This is a genomic window from Butyricicoccus sp. OF10-2 (genome assembly GCF_003481925.1).
Lineage (GTDB): Bacteria > Bacillota > Clostridia > Oscillospirales > Butyricicoccaceae > Agathobaculum > Agathobaculum butyriciproducens.
Genome location: NZ_QUMC01000011.1, coordinates 45448 through 61166 on the forward strand (window position 1 = coordinate 45448; position 15719 = coordinate 61166).

A 15719-nucleotide genomic window follows, 5' to 3' on the forward strand; every position below is an offset into this window, starting at 1 on the left:
TTTCAAAAAATGCCGCCTCATTCGGCGGCTGCATCTTCATCCGACAGGTCGATTTCGTACAGGTCAAAACTTTCGTCCTGTGCGACTACCTGCTGCCGTTTCCGGCGCAGGGTGGATAAGAACCTGTCCACCTCAAAGGTATTCTTTTTGTCCGCGTCTGCAAGGTACTTGTAGTGCGGGTGCTTTGTAATGTCGAACTTCTCCGAGAAGAACGGCCTCACGCCCCGCAGCTGCAAAATGCACCTGCCGCCGTCCATGATTGCGATTTCGTCCTCTGACATCAACGCCTTTCCTAATTTTTGATAGTTCAGTCCGTGGGAGGTTTGAGAACCCCGGTTCTCGCTGGTGTTGAAACTGTCGATGGTCTCTTTCCCCAGCGCATCGGAGATCTCTTTGGCATTCTTGCCCCGCCCACTCAAAAAGAGAACAGAATCGCAGTTGTCCGAAATGATTTCGGCCGCATCCTTGTAGATGGCTTTTAGCTGCGACTGGCTCTGCAAAATGATGGATGCCGAGATTTCCCGGCTGCGGATGGTGGCGATCAGCTTGTCGAAGTTGGGAATCTGCCAATGTTGGCGAACTCGTCCAGAATCAGCCGTACATGGACAGGCAGTCGGCCACCGTATTTATCATCCGCACGGTCACACAGCAGGTTGATAAGCTGGCTTTGAAGCATGGCAAGAATGAAGTTGAAGGTGGTGTCCGTGTCGCTCATAATCAGGAACAATACCGTCTTTTCATCCCCGATGGTGTCCAGCTCCATTTCATCGTCCTCCATCAGTTCACGCACTTCCCGGATGTCAAACGGGGCTAAACGGGCACCGCAGCTTATCAGGATGGAGGAACGGGTCTTGCCTGCCGACAGCAAAAACTTTTTGTATTGCCGGACGGCGAAGTGGTCCGGGTCTTTCTGTTCCAGCCGTTCAAACATGAGGTCCACTGGGCTTTGAAACTCCGGGTCGTCCTCGCGGGCTTCACTGGCATTTATCATTTCCAGCAGGGTGGTGAAGTTCATTTCTTCTGCCGGGGCCTCATACCAGATGTAGCCGATAAGCGCGGTGTAGAACAGCCGTTCCGACTTCACCCAAAAATCTTCTGCTGATTTTTCACCCTCGCCCTTGGTGTTGGCGATAAGGGTATTCACCAGTTTCAGCACGTCCTTTTCCGAGTGGATGTAAACAAAGGGGTTGTACTTCATAGACTTGGAAAAGTTTATCGTGTTCAGGATTTTCACCCGGTAACCCGCCCGCTGGAACATTTGGCCTGTTTCGAGAACCAGTGTGCCTTTCGGGTCTGTGACTACGAATGAGGTGGGATAATCAGACGTGGGAAAGCATTGCATGAGGTTGGGCTTGACGTAAAACCGCGTCTTGCCGCTGCCGGAGCCGCCAATCACCAGCACATTCTTGTTCCGGGCCGTCTTGGGGTCTTTGGGCCGCCCGGTCATGGTCAGGCGTTCGGTCTGGGTCAGCAGGATGTTGTTTTCAAACTTGGGGTCGATGTAGGGGGCAATATCCTTGGCGGTGCCCCACCGGGCAGAGCCGTATTCTTCACCCTTGCGGTACTTCTTGGCGTTCTTGCCCTTGCTGTACACAATGAGACGGACAGCCACCGCCCCAACAACGCCCACACACAGGTCAAACGGGTGCAGGCTGGGCAGCGGGCTTGCAAAGGCGGCGGAGATGCCGCTCGTTAGGTGCAGCAGCTTGGCCGAAGCATCCGCGCCCGCCGACAGACGGTACGTCTGCCCGCATTTGGCAAACAGGTACACGAACAGCAGATATGGCAGATTCAGCACCAGCAGTTTTTTTAGTTCAGGCTTCATCGTTCCAGCTCCCTTTGCTTGATTTTTTCTTTCGCACGTTTCGGCTGCTGGGCCGCTTTCTGCTTGGCTGCGGTCAGCACCTTGCGGATGGAGGGCCGCTGCTCCTTGGAGAGCGTTTTGGCTGTGAACTCCCGGAACGCCTGTTCCAGATTGTCCGTATCCTTGGCCTTGAAGATCACGATGTAGTGGGGCGGCTGGGTGGTCTTGTCCTTACGCAAGGTGAAGTCCACGCCGTACTTCTTGGCGCAGGGCTTGAACGCCCCGATGTTCGCTTCCGTGACTTCAATGTTGGTCAGGGCCGCGCCGTGGGCTTTCAGCTGTTTCAGGCTTTGCTTGCCGTGGTGCAGCTTTGGCCCCTTGGCCCGGTGCTGCAAATATTTTTTCAGGGCAGCTTGCAACGCTTGGGCGGTGAGCTTGCCCGTTTTCATGGACAGGGCAATAGTTTTCTGGGTGACTTCTTCCTGCAATATGAATCCCTCCTTGTTGCAGAAAATTCAGAGCGGCAGCTAGGGTGGAACCACCAGCCGCCGCAGGTAAAGTGTTCTCATGGATGGGTACTCCTTTCGGTCAGGTGTTGGGCGGGCGTCCCCAATCGGGCTGTGCCATGTCGTGCGCCACAAGGGACGCATAGTAGCTGTTGATGGTGCTGGGGGCGTTGAACAGCATGGCCCGCAGGTATTGCTTGATGTTGCGGACTTTGGTGGTGTTGTCCCGCAGGCAGTCCATGACGAACTCGATGTGATGGCTGTCCAGCTTCAGGAATTTCGCCTTGACCAACTCTGCCGGGTAATCGTCCCCGGCCACCCGGATGGACTTGCGGGAAGTGCAGACCGTTTCCAGCAGGATGTCCACGATCTCGTCCAGCTGTTCCCGGTCTATCCGGGGATTCTGGGTGAGGGTGTCATACTCGATGTTCTCCAAAATCAGGTCCCGGTAGATTTGATAGGCCGCTTCCTTTCGGCTTCCTGTCCGTTCCGGCGGCGATGCCACTGTCTCGTCCTCGTCCAAAGGCAAGGGGTTTGGGGAATGGATAGGAATGGAATCGGTATTTAATCCCTCTTTCTTTTGTTTTTCTGTAATTAGTTTATCTTTATTTAATTGCATTGGATTTTCCAACGTAGGGTTTTCCTGCGTGGGATTCTCCAACGTTGGATTTTCCAATGTAGGTGAAACCGATGCAGGAACGGGCTGCGGCAGCTCGAAAATCACATAGTCTGCACCGCGCAGCCGCCCTTTCTCGTCCCGTTCTCTGGAACGCTGGATGTATCCTGCCTGTTCCAGTTCCCGGATGGCCTGCCGTATCGCGTCTATGCTTTCCCGGTTGATACGGGCCAGTCCTTGCAGGGTGTAGTCCCAATCTTCCGGCAGGGAGAGCATTTGGGAGAGTAAGCCTTTGGCTTTCAGGGACAAGGCCCGGTTCCGCAGATGATGGTTCGACATGACCGTATAGCCGCTGTTCTTTTCTACCCGAAATACTGCCATTTCACGGATGCCTCCTTTCGTTGCAAACAAAAAAAGCAGCGTCCATTTGCTCCCGGTGATGGGAGAAGTGAACGCTGCGCGTACTTGATAATTTTTAGGTTGTGTGGTATATAAAAGGCAACTGGATTTCAAACACAGCTACCCATCGGGGTGCGATACAAGCAAGTTGCTATCCGATGACCTCAAAAACAAATTGTAATACGATGGTTTTCAAAAAATGCTGTATCACTACTCGCACCAACAAAAAACGCTGTGGAATCTCTCCACAGCGTTTTTCTTTTGCTTATTTTTACTTGGACAGCTTGCTCTGTGCCTTCTGCTCAAAGCGCTCCTTCGCTACGATAGCGCGCTGATGCGTGCCCTCACCGATCAGGCCTGCCTCATCATATGCGGCAACCTTGAAGGTGAGCATCTTGCCGTTCGGCGCGATCTCGGTCAGCTCGGTCTCGATGCGGACTTCCATGCCCTCCGGCGTAGCGGCAACGTGGCTTACGTTTACCAGCGTGCCGACCGTGGTCTTACCCTCTTCCAGCTCACTGGCTACGCTGCCTGCTGCAGTGTTCTCGATAGCTGCGATCATCATCGGGGTGGCAAACACGGATACCAGACCGCTGCCTACATTGCATGCCAGCTGATCCTTGGTTACGGTGAACTTCTTCTCGCCCTTAATACCAACCTGCATTGGAATCTCTCCTTTTTTCTATAGTAAGATAAATTACTTTCTGCGGATCTCAGTCATGCCGCCCATATACGGCTGAAGCGGCTTCGGGATTGCAACCGAGCCGTCCTCACGCAGGTTGTTCTCGAGGAATGCGATCAGCATACGCGGAGGTGCAACAACGGTGTTGTTCAGCGTGTGTGCGAAGTACAGCTCCTTCGGATTCTCCTTGCTGCGGACACGGATGCCCAGACGGCGAGCCTGTGCGTCGCCAAGGTTGGAGCAGGAGCCTACCTCGAAGTACTTCTTCTGGCGCGGCGACCATGCCTCTACGTCGCAGGACTTAACCTTCAGGTCAGCCAGGTCGCCGGAGCAGCACTCGAGCGTACGAACCGGAATGTCCATCGAACGGAAGAAGTCAACCGTGTTCTGCCACAGTTTGTCATACCACATCTTGCTCTCTTCCGGCTTGCAGACAACAACCATTTCCTGCTTCTCAAACTGGTGAATACGGTATACGCCGCGCTCCTCGATGCCGTGTGCGCCGACTTCCTTACGGAAGCACGGAGAGTAGCTGGTCAGGGTCTGCGGAAGGGTTTCCTCATCGTTGATGGTGTCGATGAACTTGCCGATCATGGAGTGCTCGGAGGTACCGATCAGGTACAGGTCCTCGCCCTCGATCTTGTACATCATGTTCTCCATTTCCTTAAAGGACATAACGCCCTTAACGACATCACCGTGAATCATGAACGGCGGAATGTAGTAGGTGAAGCCGCGGTCGATCATGAAGTCGCGTGCGTAGGACAGGATGGAGGAATGCAGACGGGCAATATCACCCTTCAGGTAGTAGAAGCCGTTGCCGGAGGTGCGGCGTGCAGCATCGAGGTCGATGCCGTCGAAGGACTCCATAATATCAACGTGATACGGAACCTCGAAATCCGGAACGACCGGATCGCCAAACTTCTCAATCTCAACGTTCTCGGAATCGTCCTTGCCGATCGGAACGGACGGGTCAATGATGTTCGGGATGACCATCATACGGTTCTTGACTTCCTCAGCGAAGGTCTTTTCGTCCTCCTCGAGCTTGGTCATCTCGTCGGCCATTGCCTTAACCTCGGCCTTGATCTTCTCAGCCTCTTCCTTCTGACCCTTAGCCATCAGACCGCCGATTTCCTTGGACTTCTTGTTGCGCTGTGCACGCAGCTCGTCACAGCGGGTCTTGGCTGCACGGTACTTCGCGTCAAACTCGATGACCTCGTCAACCATCGGGAGCTTCTCGTCCTGGAACTTCTTCTTGATGTTTTCCTTTACCGCATCCGGATTGGTGCGGACAAATTTGATATCCAGCATTGTATCTATATCTCCTTTTACATTATATACGTGTTATTCTTCCGTGTCGTTCGGCTCTGCATCCTGCGCTTGCTCAGCCTGCTCCAGTGCAGCTTTGACCGACTGGAACAGTTTGCTGATGTTCTCATCAAAGCCATCCTCGCTGCTGCCCAACAAACGCTCCTCGCTGTATTTCGTCAGCATTTCGTCGCAGGTCTTGCGGGCATCCGCGGTCTGCTTAGCCGCCAGAGAAACGCCGATCTGCGCAAGGTACTGATACACCTCACGCTCCTCCATACGCTGCTCGGTCGCGCCGACTACATCGGTTGCCGCCTGCTCGCTGTCCAGCGTCTTGCGGACCTTATCCAGTGCAGTGTTCTGTATGTCATACTGCTTCTGCAAATCTTCCACTTTCTGGGTTGCGCCCTGTGCCACGGTCTGCTGCTGTGTCAGCTGTGAGCTCAGATTTTCGACCTGCTTATCCGCACGCGACTGCGCCACATAGCTGATCAGGATCAGCGCAATCGCTACAGAAAACAGTCCGACGATATAAAAGGTCAGCGTGGTGCGGCTGAGCTTTTTCTCCGGCTTGTTCTGTTCCGGCTGCTTATTCTGCTCGTCCATTGCTTGCCTCCTTTATACACGCAGGTTTCGGAGTGCTTCACTGAGCCGCTCCAAATCCTCTGCGCCGTAATATTCCAGCGTCAGCTGGCCGCTGTGCTTTCCCTGCTGGATGCTGATCTTGCGTCCGAGGGCGCCCTCCAGCTCCTTCTCCAGCTCGGCAATGTAGTCCACGGAAACCTCGGGCGACTGCTCAGGCTTTTCGACCGGTTTTTTGTTCATGCGCTTGGCCAGCGCCTCCGACTGACGGACCGACAGGCCGACCATCTGTCTGGCTGCCTCTACGCGCTTATCCGCTTCGTTTACTGCAAGGACTGCCCGCGCGTGACCGCCGGAGATTTCGCCTTCGCTGACCATCGTCCGCACCTCGGTCGGCAAAGCCAGCAGACGCAGTGCGTTCGCCACTGCCGAACGGGACTTGACCACGCGCTTGGCAACCTGCTCCTGCGTCAGTCCGAACTGCTTCATCAGACGCTCATAACCTTCGGCTTCTTCGATCGGGTTCAGGTCCTGCCGCTGCAGATTTTCGATCAGTGCCAGCTCCATGACCTCGTTTTCCTCAGCCTCAAGCACCATCGCAGGAATGTCTTCCAAACCTGCCTGACGTGCTGCACGCCAGCGGCGCTCACCTGCAATGATCTGGTAGTAGCCGTCCTTCTCGCTCTTGCGCACCGTGATTGGTGTGATGACACCGTGCAGGCGAATGCTCTCTGCCAGCTCGTCCAGAGATACCTGATCAAAGACCTTCCTCGGCTGATCGGGATTCGGCTCGATTTTTGCCAAAGGCAGGTTTTTTGTGCCGTTATCCAGACTTTCTTCCATTAAATCGCTGGTATCACTGCCGAAAAGGTTGGACAAGCCGCCGCCCAGACCCATTTTTGCGCCTGCCATCAGCTTCTCCCCTTTCGGTCATTTTTCTTCAGAATCTCGTCCGCGAGAGCCAGATAAGCCTCTGCGCCGCGGCACATTCTGTCGTATGCCGTTATGGGCTTGCCGTGGCTCGGCGCTTCACTCAAACGCACGTTGCGCGGCACAACAGCCGAAAACACCTCGCCCGGGAAGTGCTTTTTCACTTCCTCAACCACCTGAATCGACAGATTGGTGCGTCCGTCAAACATGGTCAACAGCACGCCTTCCATCACCAGCTTGCGGTTGAGCGCCTTCTTTACCATGCGCACGGTCGTCATCAACTGACTCAGACCTTCGAGCGCGTAATACTCGCACTGCAGCGGCACCAGAAAGCTGTCGGCTGCACACAGGCAGTTGAGAGTCAGCAGACCGAGTGACGGCGGACAGTCGATAAATACATAGTCGTAATCGTCCTTCACCTGATCGAGTACGTTTTTCAGACGATACTCTCGGTCGGACATTCCAATCAAATCCAACTCAGCGCCCGCCAGATTAACATTCGCGCCCAGCAGATCAACCCACTTAGTCGATACGATGGCGCTCTTGACATCCGGTTGGTCGGCTACGATCAGGTCGTAAATCGAGGTTTCCAGTGAGCGCGGATCCACGCCAAAACCGGAGGTTGCATTGCCCTGTGGATCGAAATCACACAGCAGAACGCGCTTTTCGCGCTCCGACAACGCTGCCGCGAGGTTGATAGCGGTTGTAGTTTTTCCCACGCCGCCCTTTTGATTGGCAAACGCGATAATCTTCCCCATAGTCATTTCCTCTCGTCCATGGTTTTTTTCTACGGATTTCATTATATCACATTGCACTTTTAATTGCAAAGCAATCGCAGTATTTTTACAGCTGTTTCACGTGAAACATCAAGTATTTTGCCGTTTTACAGGATACAACTGGTAAATTAACCGGCTTTTGTTTCACGTGAAACAAAAGAGAGCCGTTCGGCTCTCTTACCTTATTATATATACTTCTACACGCTTTCCGACTTTCTCCAACTTTACCCAGAAGTGCTGTCCGTAACAGCACGTAAAAAGATCGCGCGACACTGTCATGTCGCGCCTGCGTAGAGTAGCTGACATGTGTAGCAGTACATTATCTGTGAACTGCGAATAGTCTACGAAAGTCATACAAGAGTAATCCAACTGCCGTTCCCCTTTTTCGCAGCAGTTGCCGCTCTCCGATTTTCGCCGTGCTTCCTAAAGGGAAAGGGGTGCTTCACAAGAGGGTGGAAACCGTAGGTGTCTACCCTCTTGTGCCCCTGCCGGGCAGGCAAGTCAGGTTCGCTTCACAAGCGACCATTAAATGTTTCACGTGAAACAAAATCCGCCCTCCTGTGGAACAAAAGTGTTCACGTGAAACATCAGCTTTTTGCGTGCGGAATATTGATTGTCAGCGTAATCCCATCCTCGTTTTCCTGCCGGTCTACGGTTGCACCGATTCCGGCGTCCACCATCACGCCGACCGCCCGATTGAGCGTATTCAGGAAAAAACGCACATCCTTAATAAGCCGCACAACATTATCCTTATGCGGCGGCTCGGTCAACTCCGGATGCTTTTTCTGCTCCAGCAGGTTCTCGATATACTCCTCCGATCGGCTGACGTTTAATTCGTTCTCGATAATATAGTGTGTGGCGTTCATCCGTTCCTCGTCATCACGCAGACGCAGCAGACAGCGCGCGTGCCGCTCTGTAAGGTTCGCACTGCGAATCAATTCCATATTTTGCGGAGAAAGCCGCAGCAGACGCAGCTTATTTGCCACCGCAGACTGTGTTTTCCCCACTTTGCGCGCGGCTTCCTCCTGCGTCAGTCCGTACTGATCAATCAGACGCTTGAAGCCATAGGCTTCCTCGAAAAAATCCAGATCACGCCTTTGCAGGTTCTCCACGAGCGCAATCGCCGAGGAATCTTCGTTATCCGCCGCAATCAGCAGACACGGTACATCGTTAAGCCCCGCAACACGCGCAGCGCGCAGCCTTCTCTCCCCTGCCACCAGCTCGTAACCGCCTCCGGGCGCACGCCGTACGGTCAGCGGATTGAGTACGCCGTACTGCCGAATGCTCTCTGCCAACTGCGCAATTGCCTCCGGATCAAAGTATTTCCTCGGCTGATTGGGATTGCGCGCAATCTCACTCACGCGAATACGCCGCAGCGTGCGATCCTCTTTTCCGGAAACCAGTGTTAATACAGACATCATGGTCAACCACTCTCCAATTCGTCTTATCGTTCATTTTATTCGCGTTTATCTCTGCCGCACCACCAGCAGAAATGTCGCCCTTGGTAATAGATTACCATATAATTACATATTGACAAGTAAAATCGACCGCGCAATCTGCAAAATTCGACGAAAACATGACAAATTCTACCTGATATCTATATTTTCCCCTATTTTCGGACAAAAAATACCCTCTGTAATTTTCCGTACAGAGGGGTACTTTCCGTATATTTCTCGCCTGATTTACAGCGGCGAAGTCTGTATTTTCTTGAAGCGGCGCGGATACTTTTCCGGTGTTTCCTGCGTTTTCTGCAGGCGCACGATGGCGCGGGAAACCTCACCGAACGGCACAGTGTAGTGCAGCACTTCAGCGTCCGGCGCACCGAGAACCGTGCGGGCGTTTGCCGCTGTTTCAACTTCCTCTGTGCAGTCTTCGGCCTTCATGGCGAGGAACGCACCCCCGACCTTGACCATCGGCAGCGCCAGTTCACTCAGCACGCGCAGATCGGCTACCGCACGCGACACCGCAAGATCAAACGTGCCGCGGTTGTCTCTGGCGTAATCCTCCGCACGGGCATGCACCGCCGTAACGTTGGTCAGGCCCAGTTCGGCGATGACTTCATTTAGAAAATCAATGCGCTTGCGCAGTGCGTCGAGCAGCACAAACTCGGTCTGCGGGCACAGAATCGCCAGCGGCATGCCCGGAAAACCGGCTCCCGTTCCCACATCGAGCACGCGTCCATCCTGCGGCATATACGGTGCAAGTGCCGCGCAATCGAGGAAATGCCGGGTCACGATTTCGGTCGGATCGGTAATGGCAGTCAGATTCATAACCTTGTTTTTCTCGCGCAGAATCTCGGAATAACGCAGTAAGTTGTCCGCTGCAGACGGACACTCTGCGACGCCCAGCTCGCGCAGACCGGCGGTCAAAAGCTCGCGTTCGGTCATGCCTTTTCCTCCTTTTTATGGGTCTCGATGTAGATCATCAGTGCCGTGATATCCGCCGGTGAAACGCCCGAAATACGAGCCGCCTGACCGAAATTCAGCGGCTTGACGGCGTTCAGTTTCTGACGTGCTTCCAGTCGCAGCGAGTCCACCTCGTTGTAGTCCAGATCGAGCGGCAGCGGGCGGCTCTGCAGCTTGCGGTACTGCTCCACATCGCGCATCTGGCGCTCGATATAGCCCGCGTATTTGACGCGGATTTCCACCTGCTCACGGATAACAGCGGGCAGCTCCGGACGCTCAGGATCGAACATTGCAAGGTCCGCATAGCTGAGTTCCGGGCGGCGCAGCAGGTCGATCAGCTTGCAGCCCGCCTTGAGCGGTGTGGAGTTTTTACCCGCAAGAAAGCCGTTCAATTTATCGCTCGGCGCCACGCCGACCGAGGCTGTGCGGTCGATCTCTGCCTGCACTGCTTCGTACTTTTTACGCACCTTTTCGCCGCGTTCCGGCGAATTCAAGCCAACTCGAACACCGATCGGCACCAGACGTTCATCTGCGTTATCCTGCCGCAGAAGCAGGCGGTATTCCGAGCGTGAGGTCATCATGCGGTAGGGTTCGCTCGTGCCGCGCGTCACCAGATCGTCGATCAGCGTACCGATGTAGCCGTCCGCACGGTCGAGTACAAGCGGCTCCTCACCCTTGATTTTGAGCGCAGCATTGATGCCCGCAACCAGTCCCTGCGCGGCCGCCTCCTCATAGCCGGACGAGCCGCAGAACTGGCCTGCGCCGTACAGTCCGGGCACCTTTTTAGTCTCGAGCGTCGGCCGCAGCTCCAACGGATCAATGCAGTCATACTCGATGGCATACGCCGGCCGCATAATCTCCGCGTTCTCCAATCCCTTGACCGAGCGCAGCATCTCCCGCTGCACGTCGAACGGCATGGACGACGAGAAGCCCTGCACATAGACCTCCTCGGTGTCCAGACCCATCGGCTCAAGGAACAGCTGGTGGCGCGGCTTATCCGCAAAGCGCACCACTTTGTCCTCGATAGACGGACAATAGCGCGGTCCCACGCCCTCAATCTGGCCGCCGTACAGCGGCGAACGGCTCAGATTTGCGCGGATGATTTCATGTGTTTTCGCGGTCGTATAGGTCAGATAACACACCGCGCGGTTGTCCGGCGGGTGGTCGGTCTCGAACGAAAACGGGATGATCTCATCCTCACCGGCCTGCTCCGCCAGATCGGTATAATTGATTGAACGGCGATTGATGCGCGGCGGCGTACCCGTCTTAAACCGCTGCAGCCGCAGTCCCAGACCGCGCAGCGACTCGGTGAGCGGCTTGGCTGCCGCCATGCCGTCCGGACCGGATTCACGGGTATACTCGCCGATGATCACACGTCCGCCGAGGAATGTGCCGGACGCAATGACAGCCGCCTTGACCGGATGTCGTGCGCCGATGGCGGTAACAACCGCGGAAACGGCACCGTTCTCCACCTCAACGGAAACGATCTCGTCCTGCATGAGGAACAGGTTTTCCTGCCGCTCAAGCGTGTGCTTCATATACTCTCTGTATTTAATGCGGTCGGCCTGTGCACGCAGCGAGTGCACTGCCGGTCCCTTGCCGCGGTTGAGCATGCGGTACTGGATGCAGGCCGCGTCAGCCGCACGCGCCATCTCACCGCCGAGCGCATCTATCTCGCGTACAAGGTGTCCCTTAGCTGTGCCGCCGATCGCCGGATTGCACGGCATATTGCCTACGGCGTCCAAATTGATCGAAAAACACGCTGTTTTTGCACCCAAACGTGCTGCAGCCAGTGCCGCCTCAATACCGGCATGACCGGCGCCGATCACCGCTACATCAAAACTCTCCGCCGGAAAAACCGTCATTGGCGCTCTCTCCCCTTTCAAAAAATTCCTGTGATTTCGGTTGTGTGAAACCTGTGCGTAACTGTTGATAACTCTGTGGATACTGTTGATAACTTGTGAGTTTTTGACCATATTTTTATACGCACAGTTTTATTTCCGTTTTATTATTACAATAAGTAGTTAAATATAGGGCAATTTTCCGGGTTGTCCACTATATCTCGTATACCGCCGGATAGAAGTTGTGCACAAGTGGTTTTTACCTCATTTTTACCTGCGGACATACAGTATATATCATACACGATTTCAGCATAAAATAAAAGAGGACGTTTGCACAGATTGCAAACGTCCTCTCTGAATTTTAAGTGCAATTTCTCTTAATAGCAGCTGCAGCTGCATCACTTTCCGACGCAGAAGTCGCTGAAAATGCGGGTAACGACCGCATCGGTCACGGTTTCGCCGGTGATCTCGCCCAGTGCGGTAATCGCGCCCTCGGCATCCATCACGACCGCATCCGGCGTCATACCGGATTGCGCCGCATACAGCGCTGCTTCACAGCGTTCGGCAGCACGCGCCAGCGCCGCCGCCTGTCTTGCGTTAGTGATGAGTGCACCGTCAAACGCACCGTCGCCCAGACCCACGGTTCGCGGGATAAGATTGAGCAGCTTATCCAGTCCGTCACCGGTTTTCGCAGAAAGCGGCACGATATGCAGGAAGTGCTTTTTCAGCAGCTTTTCATCCAGCTGCTGCGGCAGATCGACCTTGTTCACAACCGCGATCGCGCGGTGGCCTGCCGAGCGTGCCAGCACGAGCATATCCTCGTCACTGATGGGCTTGGAGCCATCAAACACAGCTAGGATGAGCGAGGAAGCCGAAGCCTCCGCCATCGCCCGGTCAATGCCCGCCTGCTCCACCGGATCGTCCGTGTTGCGCAGACCGGCGGTGTCGGTCACGCGAAGCAGAATCTGTCCGACCTTGACATTCTCCTCGATGAGATCGCGGGTCGTTCCCGGAATATCGGTCACGATCGCCCGCTCGCGGCCGAGCAGCGTGTTCAGCAGCGTGGACTTGCCGGCGTTCGGCCTTCCGAGGATAACGCACGGTACGCCTTCTCTAAGAATACGGCCGCGCTCATAGCTTTCCGCCATGCTGTACAGACGGCTTGTCGTGCGGTGCAGCAGTGCTGCGGCGTCCTCGAACAGCACCGGATCAATGTCCTCGTCCGGGAAATCCACGACCGCGTGGAAATGCGCCACCATGCCGAGCAGCTCATCGCGCATCTGCTGCACGGGAGAGCCGACCGCGCCCATGACCTGTGCCGCCGCATTCTGCGCCGCCTCTGCGGTGCGCGCGGTGATCAGATCATGCACGGCTTCAGCCTCAGAAAGGCCCATTTTGCCGTTTAAGAAGGCGCGGCGGGTAAACTCACCTGCCTCTGCCTGCCGCACGCCCTGCGCGAACAGAGCGTCCAGACCGGCACACAGCACGGCTGTCGAGCCGTGGCACTGCAGCTCCGCCATCGTTTCACCCGTATAGGTGTGCGGTGCATGCAGCGCGACAGCGTAGCAGCAGTCGATCACATTACCGGACTTGTCCGTCAGCGTGCCGTAAACCAGCTTCTGCGAGGGTGCTTCCGTAAGCGGCTTGCCGTTCTTCGCCTGAAAAACGGCATTTATCGCTTCGATTGCGCGTTCACCCGACACGCGGATCAAACCGATCGGTCCGCCGGAGGAGGAAATTGCGGCAATCGTATCGTTCATAACGAATACCCCGATTTAACCGCGGTCGCGGTTGCGATAGCTGTTATCCGGCGCAATAACAACGCGGCGACCCGGCTCGGTGCCGGTCGAATAGGTGGTCACACCGTTGAAGTCCTGCAGCGCGGCATGGATGATGCGGCGCTCATACGGGTTCATCGGCTCGAGCGTCATGGAGCGATGCGCCTTAACGACCTTCATCGCCATCTTGCGGGCCAGACGCTCCAGGCTTTCCGCGCGCTTCTCGCGGTAGTTTTCGGTATCGACAGACAGACGAACGTGCTCATCCAGTGCATTATTCAGCACCAGAGAGCCGAGGTACTGGATGGCATCCAGCGTGTCGCCGCGGCGGCCGATGATCGGGCCCATATCCGGACCGGAAATCTCCAGACGGAGCTGGTCGCACTCTACCTGAGGCAGGGTCTTAACCTGACCCTCAACGCCCATCTTTGCCAGCAGACCGGTTACAAAATCGGTAGCCAGCTTTTCCGCCTGCTGCATGCCTGCTTCGGAAACCGGGATCAGCTCACGCTCCTTGGGAACGGACGGCGTGATCGGACGGTCCTCACGCGGGCGGCGCGGACGGCGGTCACGGCCATTGCGGTCGCCGCGGTCACGGCGCGGACGGTCGCTGCGCTCACGGCGCGGCGGACGCTCAAACTCCAGCTTTTCCGGTACAAAATCTGCCGGAGCAGCCTTTACCAGACGAGGCGTGTTATCATCCGTGGTGATGGACAGCTTCTGCGGCTTCTCAGCGGGTTTCTCTTGCTTCGGAGCCGGCTTTTCCGCCTTGACAGCAGGCTTCTCCTGCTTCGGCTCAGCCTTGGGAGCGGGCTTGCGCTCCTCACGCTTTACCTCCGGCTTTGCCGCCGGAATATCCGGTGCTTCATAGGTCACGCGCACGCGTGCCGGCGTTGCGCCGATACCCAGAAAGCCCTTTTTGCCGATCTCGAGTACCTCTACCGATACATCGTCGCGCTCCAGACCGAGCTGCTTGAGGGCATTCTCGACTGCTGCGTCACGGTTTTCACCGGTAGCCTCTAAAAACTTCTGCATGATTTACTTGTCCCCCTTTTTGTTCTTTGCGTTCTGGGACTGCTGCTTCTGTGCAGCCTTGTGTGCTTCACGCTTGGCCTGCTTCTCTGCCTCGATGCGGGCACCTCAGCAGCCTGCTTGGCCTCCTGCTTGCCGCGGAGCGTCTTGGTGAGGATGATCTCCTGTACGCAGGTAAATACGTTGTTGAAGATCCAGTAGATGCCGATCGCACCCGGAAGGATGAACGCAAAGTACAGCGACATCAGCGGCATCATAAAGTTGAGCATCTTCATCTGACCTGCTGCCGCAGAGTTCTGCGTGCCCTGCATCTTCTGCATGATGTAGGAGGACAGGAATGCGGTCAGACCGGACAGAATCGGGATGATCCAGATAATGCTCGGATGAGAGATAGACGGCGTATCAGCCAGATTCAGACCAAAGAAGTGGAAATCCAGCGGGAAAATGGTCTCGCCGCTCTGCAGGCAGTTGGTAACAGCATCCGAGAAATGGCCGCTTCCGTCCACGAAAGCGTTCAGCTTCTCGGCGATCAGGATCTGAACGGTGTAGTTTGCGCCCGCAAGCTGATCCAGACCGATCATCTGCGCCAATGCGATAACTGTCTCGCGGCTCAGGCCGACGATGTACTGCAGCGGCTGCTGAACCGCGTAGTACAGACCCATCATGATCGGCAGCGGGATGAGGTTGGGCAGACAGCCGCTCATCGGGCTGACGCCGTGCTTCTCATACAGCTTCTGCATCTCTTCGTTCAGCTTGACACGGTTGTTCGCGTACTTCTTCTGCAGCTGCTGGAGCTCGGCGTTCATCGCGCTCATGGCGAGCATACTCTTCTTGCTCTTGATGGTCAGCGGGATGCAGACCAGCTTTACCAACAGCGCGAACAGGATAACGGCGATACCGTAGTTCTGCACGATGCTGTACAGCCACTGCAGGAGCAGGCCGAACGGTCGAACGATCAAAATACCGAACAGTTTCGGATCTTTGATCAGGTTAGAAAGTTGATCCAGGGTCATAAAAACCTCCATGTTAAATTGTAAAATGACACAGTGAAAAGGATTTTGCA

Annotated in this window: 13 protein-coding genes and 1 pseudogene; all 14 read right to left on the reverse strand. The window is 55.4% G+C overall.

Features of this window, described 5'->3' with window-relative positions:
• Positions 1-17 precede the first annotated feature (17 nt).
• Positions 18-1825 (reverse strand): annotated as a pseudogene (locus DXB00_RS07555) (VirD4-like conjugal transfer protein, CD1115 family).
• Positions 1822-2292 carry a PcfB family protein gene (locus tag DXB00_RS07560; protein ID WP_008982755.1) on the reverse strand — a complete coding sequence of 157 codons (471 nt, stop codon included), beginning with the start codon at positions 2290-2292 and terminating at the stop codon, positions 1822-1824. Before DXB00_RS07560 ends, DXB00_RS07555 begins: the two are co-directional and overlap by 4 nt.
• A gap of 100 nt (positions 2293-2392) precedes the next feature.
• Entirely contained in the window at positions 2393-3307 is a 915-nt protein-coding gene (locus DXB00_RS07565; RefSeq protein WP_119214715.1) for a DUF6017 domain-containing protein, read from the reverse strand.
• Between the two features lie 289 nt (positions 3308-3596).
• Positions 3597-3989 carry a thioesterase family protein gene (locus DXB00_RS07570; RefSeq protein ID WP_118729253.1) on the reverse strand — a complete coding sequence of 131 codons (393 nt, stop codon included), beginning with the start codon at positions 3987-3989 and terminating at the stop codon, positions 3597-3599.
• Between the two features lie 33 nt (positions 3990-4022).
• Positions 4023-5315: a serine--tRNA ligase gene (gene serS / locus DXB00_RS07575; protein WP_118729254.1), complete on the reverse strand. Its 1293-nt coding sequence runs from the start codon at positions 5313-5315 to the stop codon at positions 4023-4025.
• A 33-nt stretch (positions 5316-5348) separates the two neighbouring features.
• Complete coding sequence (locus tag DXB00_RS07580; RefSeq protein WP_110435747.1) at positions 5349-5918, reverse strand: hypothetical protein; 570 nt, start codon at positions 5916-5918, stop codon at positions 5349-5351.
• Between the two features lie 12 nt (positions 5919-5930).
• Positions 5931-6806, reverse strand: a complete 876-nt coding sequence (locus DXB00_RS07585) for a ParB/RepB/Spo0J family partition protein (protein ID WP_119214716.1) — start codon at positions 6804-6806, stop codon at positions 5931-5933.
• Complete coding sequence (locus DXB00_RS07590; protein WP_110435749.1) at positions 6806-7582, reverse strand: ParA family protein; 777 nt, start codon at positions 7580-7582, stop codon at positions 6806-6808. The genes DXB00_RS07585 and DXB00_RS07590 overlap by 1 nt, the downstream gene beginning before the upstream one ends.
• A 605-nt stretch (positions 7583-8187) precedes the next feature.
• Positions 8188-9021, reverse strand: a complete 834-nt coding sequence (locus DXB00_RS07595) for a ParB/RepB/Spo0J family partition protein (protein ID WP_243022631.1) — start codon at positions 9019-9021, stop codon at positions 8188-8190.
• 261 nt (positions 9022-9282) lie between these two features.
• Positions 9283-9987 (reverse strand): 16S rRNA (guanine(527)-N(7))-methyltransferase RsmG, encoded by a 705-nt coding sequence (gene rsmG / locus DXB00_RS07600; protein WP_119214717.1) that lies wholly within the window; start codon positions 9985-9987, stop codon positions 9283-9285.
• Positions 9984-11870: a tRNA uridine-5-carboxymethylaminomethyl(34) synthesis enzyme MnmG gene (gene mnmG, locus DXB00_RS07605; protein ID WP_119214718.1), complete on the reverse strand. Its 1887-nt coding sequence runs from the start codon at positions 11868-11870 to the stop codon at positions 9984-9986. The genes rsmG and mnmG overlap by 4 nt, the downstream gene beginning before the upstream one ends.
• Before the next feature lie 374 nt (positions 11871-12244).
• Entirely contained in the window at positions 12245-13606 is a 1362-nt protein-coding gene (gene mnmE / locus DXB00_RS07610) for a tRNA uridine-5-carboxymethylaminomethyl(34) synthesis GTPase MnmE (protein ID WP_110435752.1), read from the reverse strand.
• Positions 13607-13621: 15 nt separating this feature from the next.
• Positions 13622-14659, reverse strand: coding sequence for an RNA-binding cell elongation regulator Jag/EloR (jag, locus tag DXB00_RS07615; RefSeq protein WP_118564344.1), 1038 nt, complete (start codon positions 14657-14659; stop codon positions 13622-13624).
• Positions 14644-15669, reverse strand: a complete 1026-nt coding sequence (locus DXB00_RS07620; RefSeq protein WP_158581273.1) for a YidC/Oxa1 family membrane protein insertase — start codon at positions 15667-15669, stop codon at positions 14644-14646. The genes jag and DXB00_RS07620 overlap by 16 nt, the downstream gene beginning before the upstream one ends.
• Positions 15670-15719 lie beyond the last annotated feature (50 nt).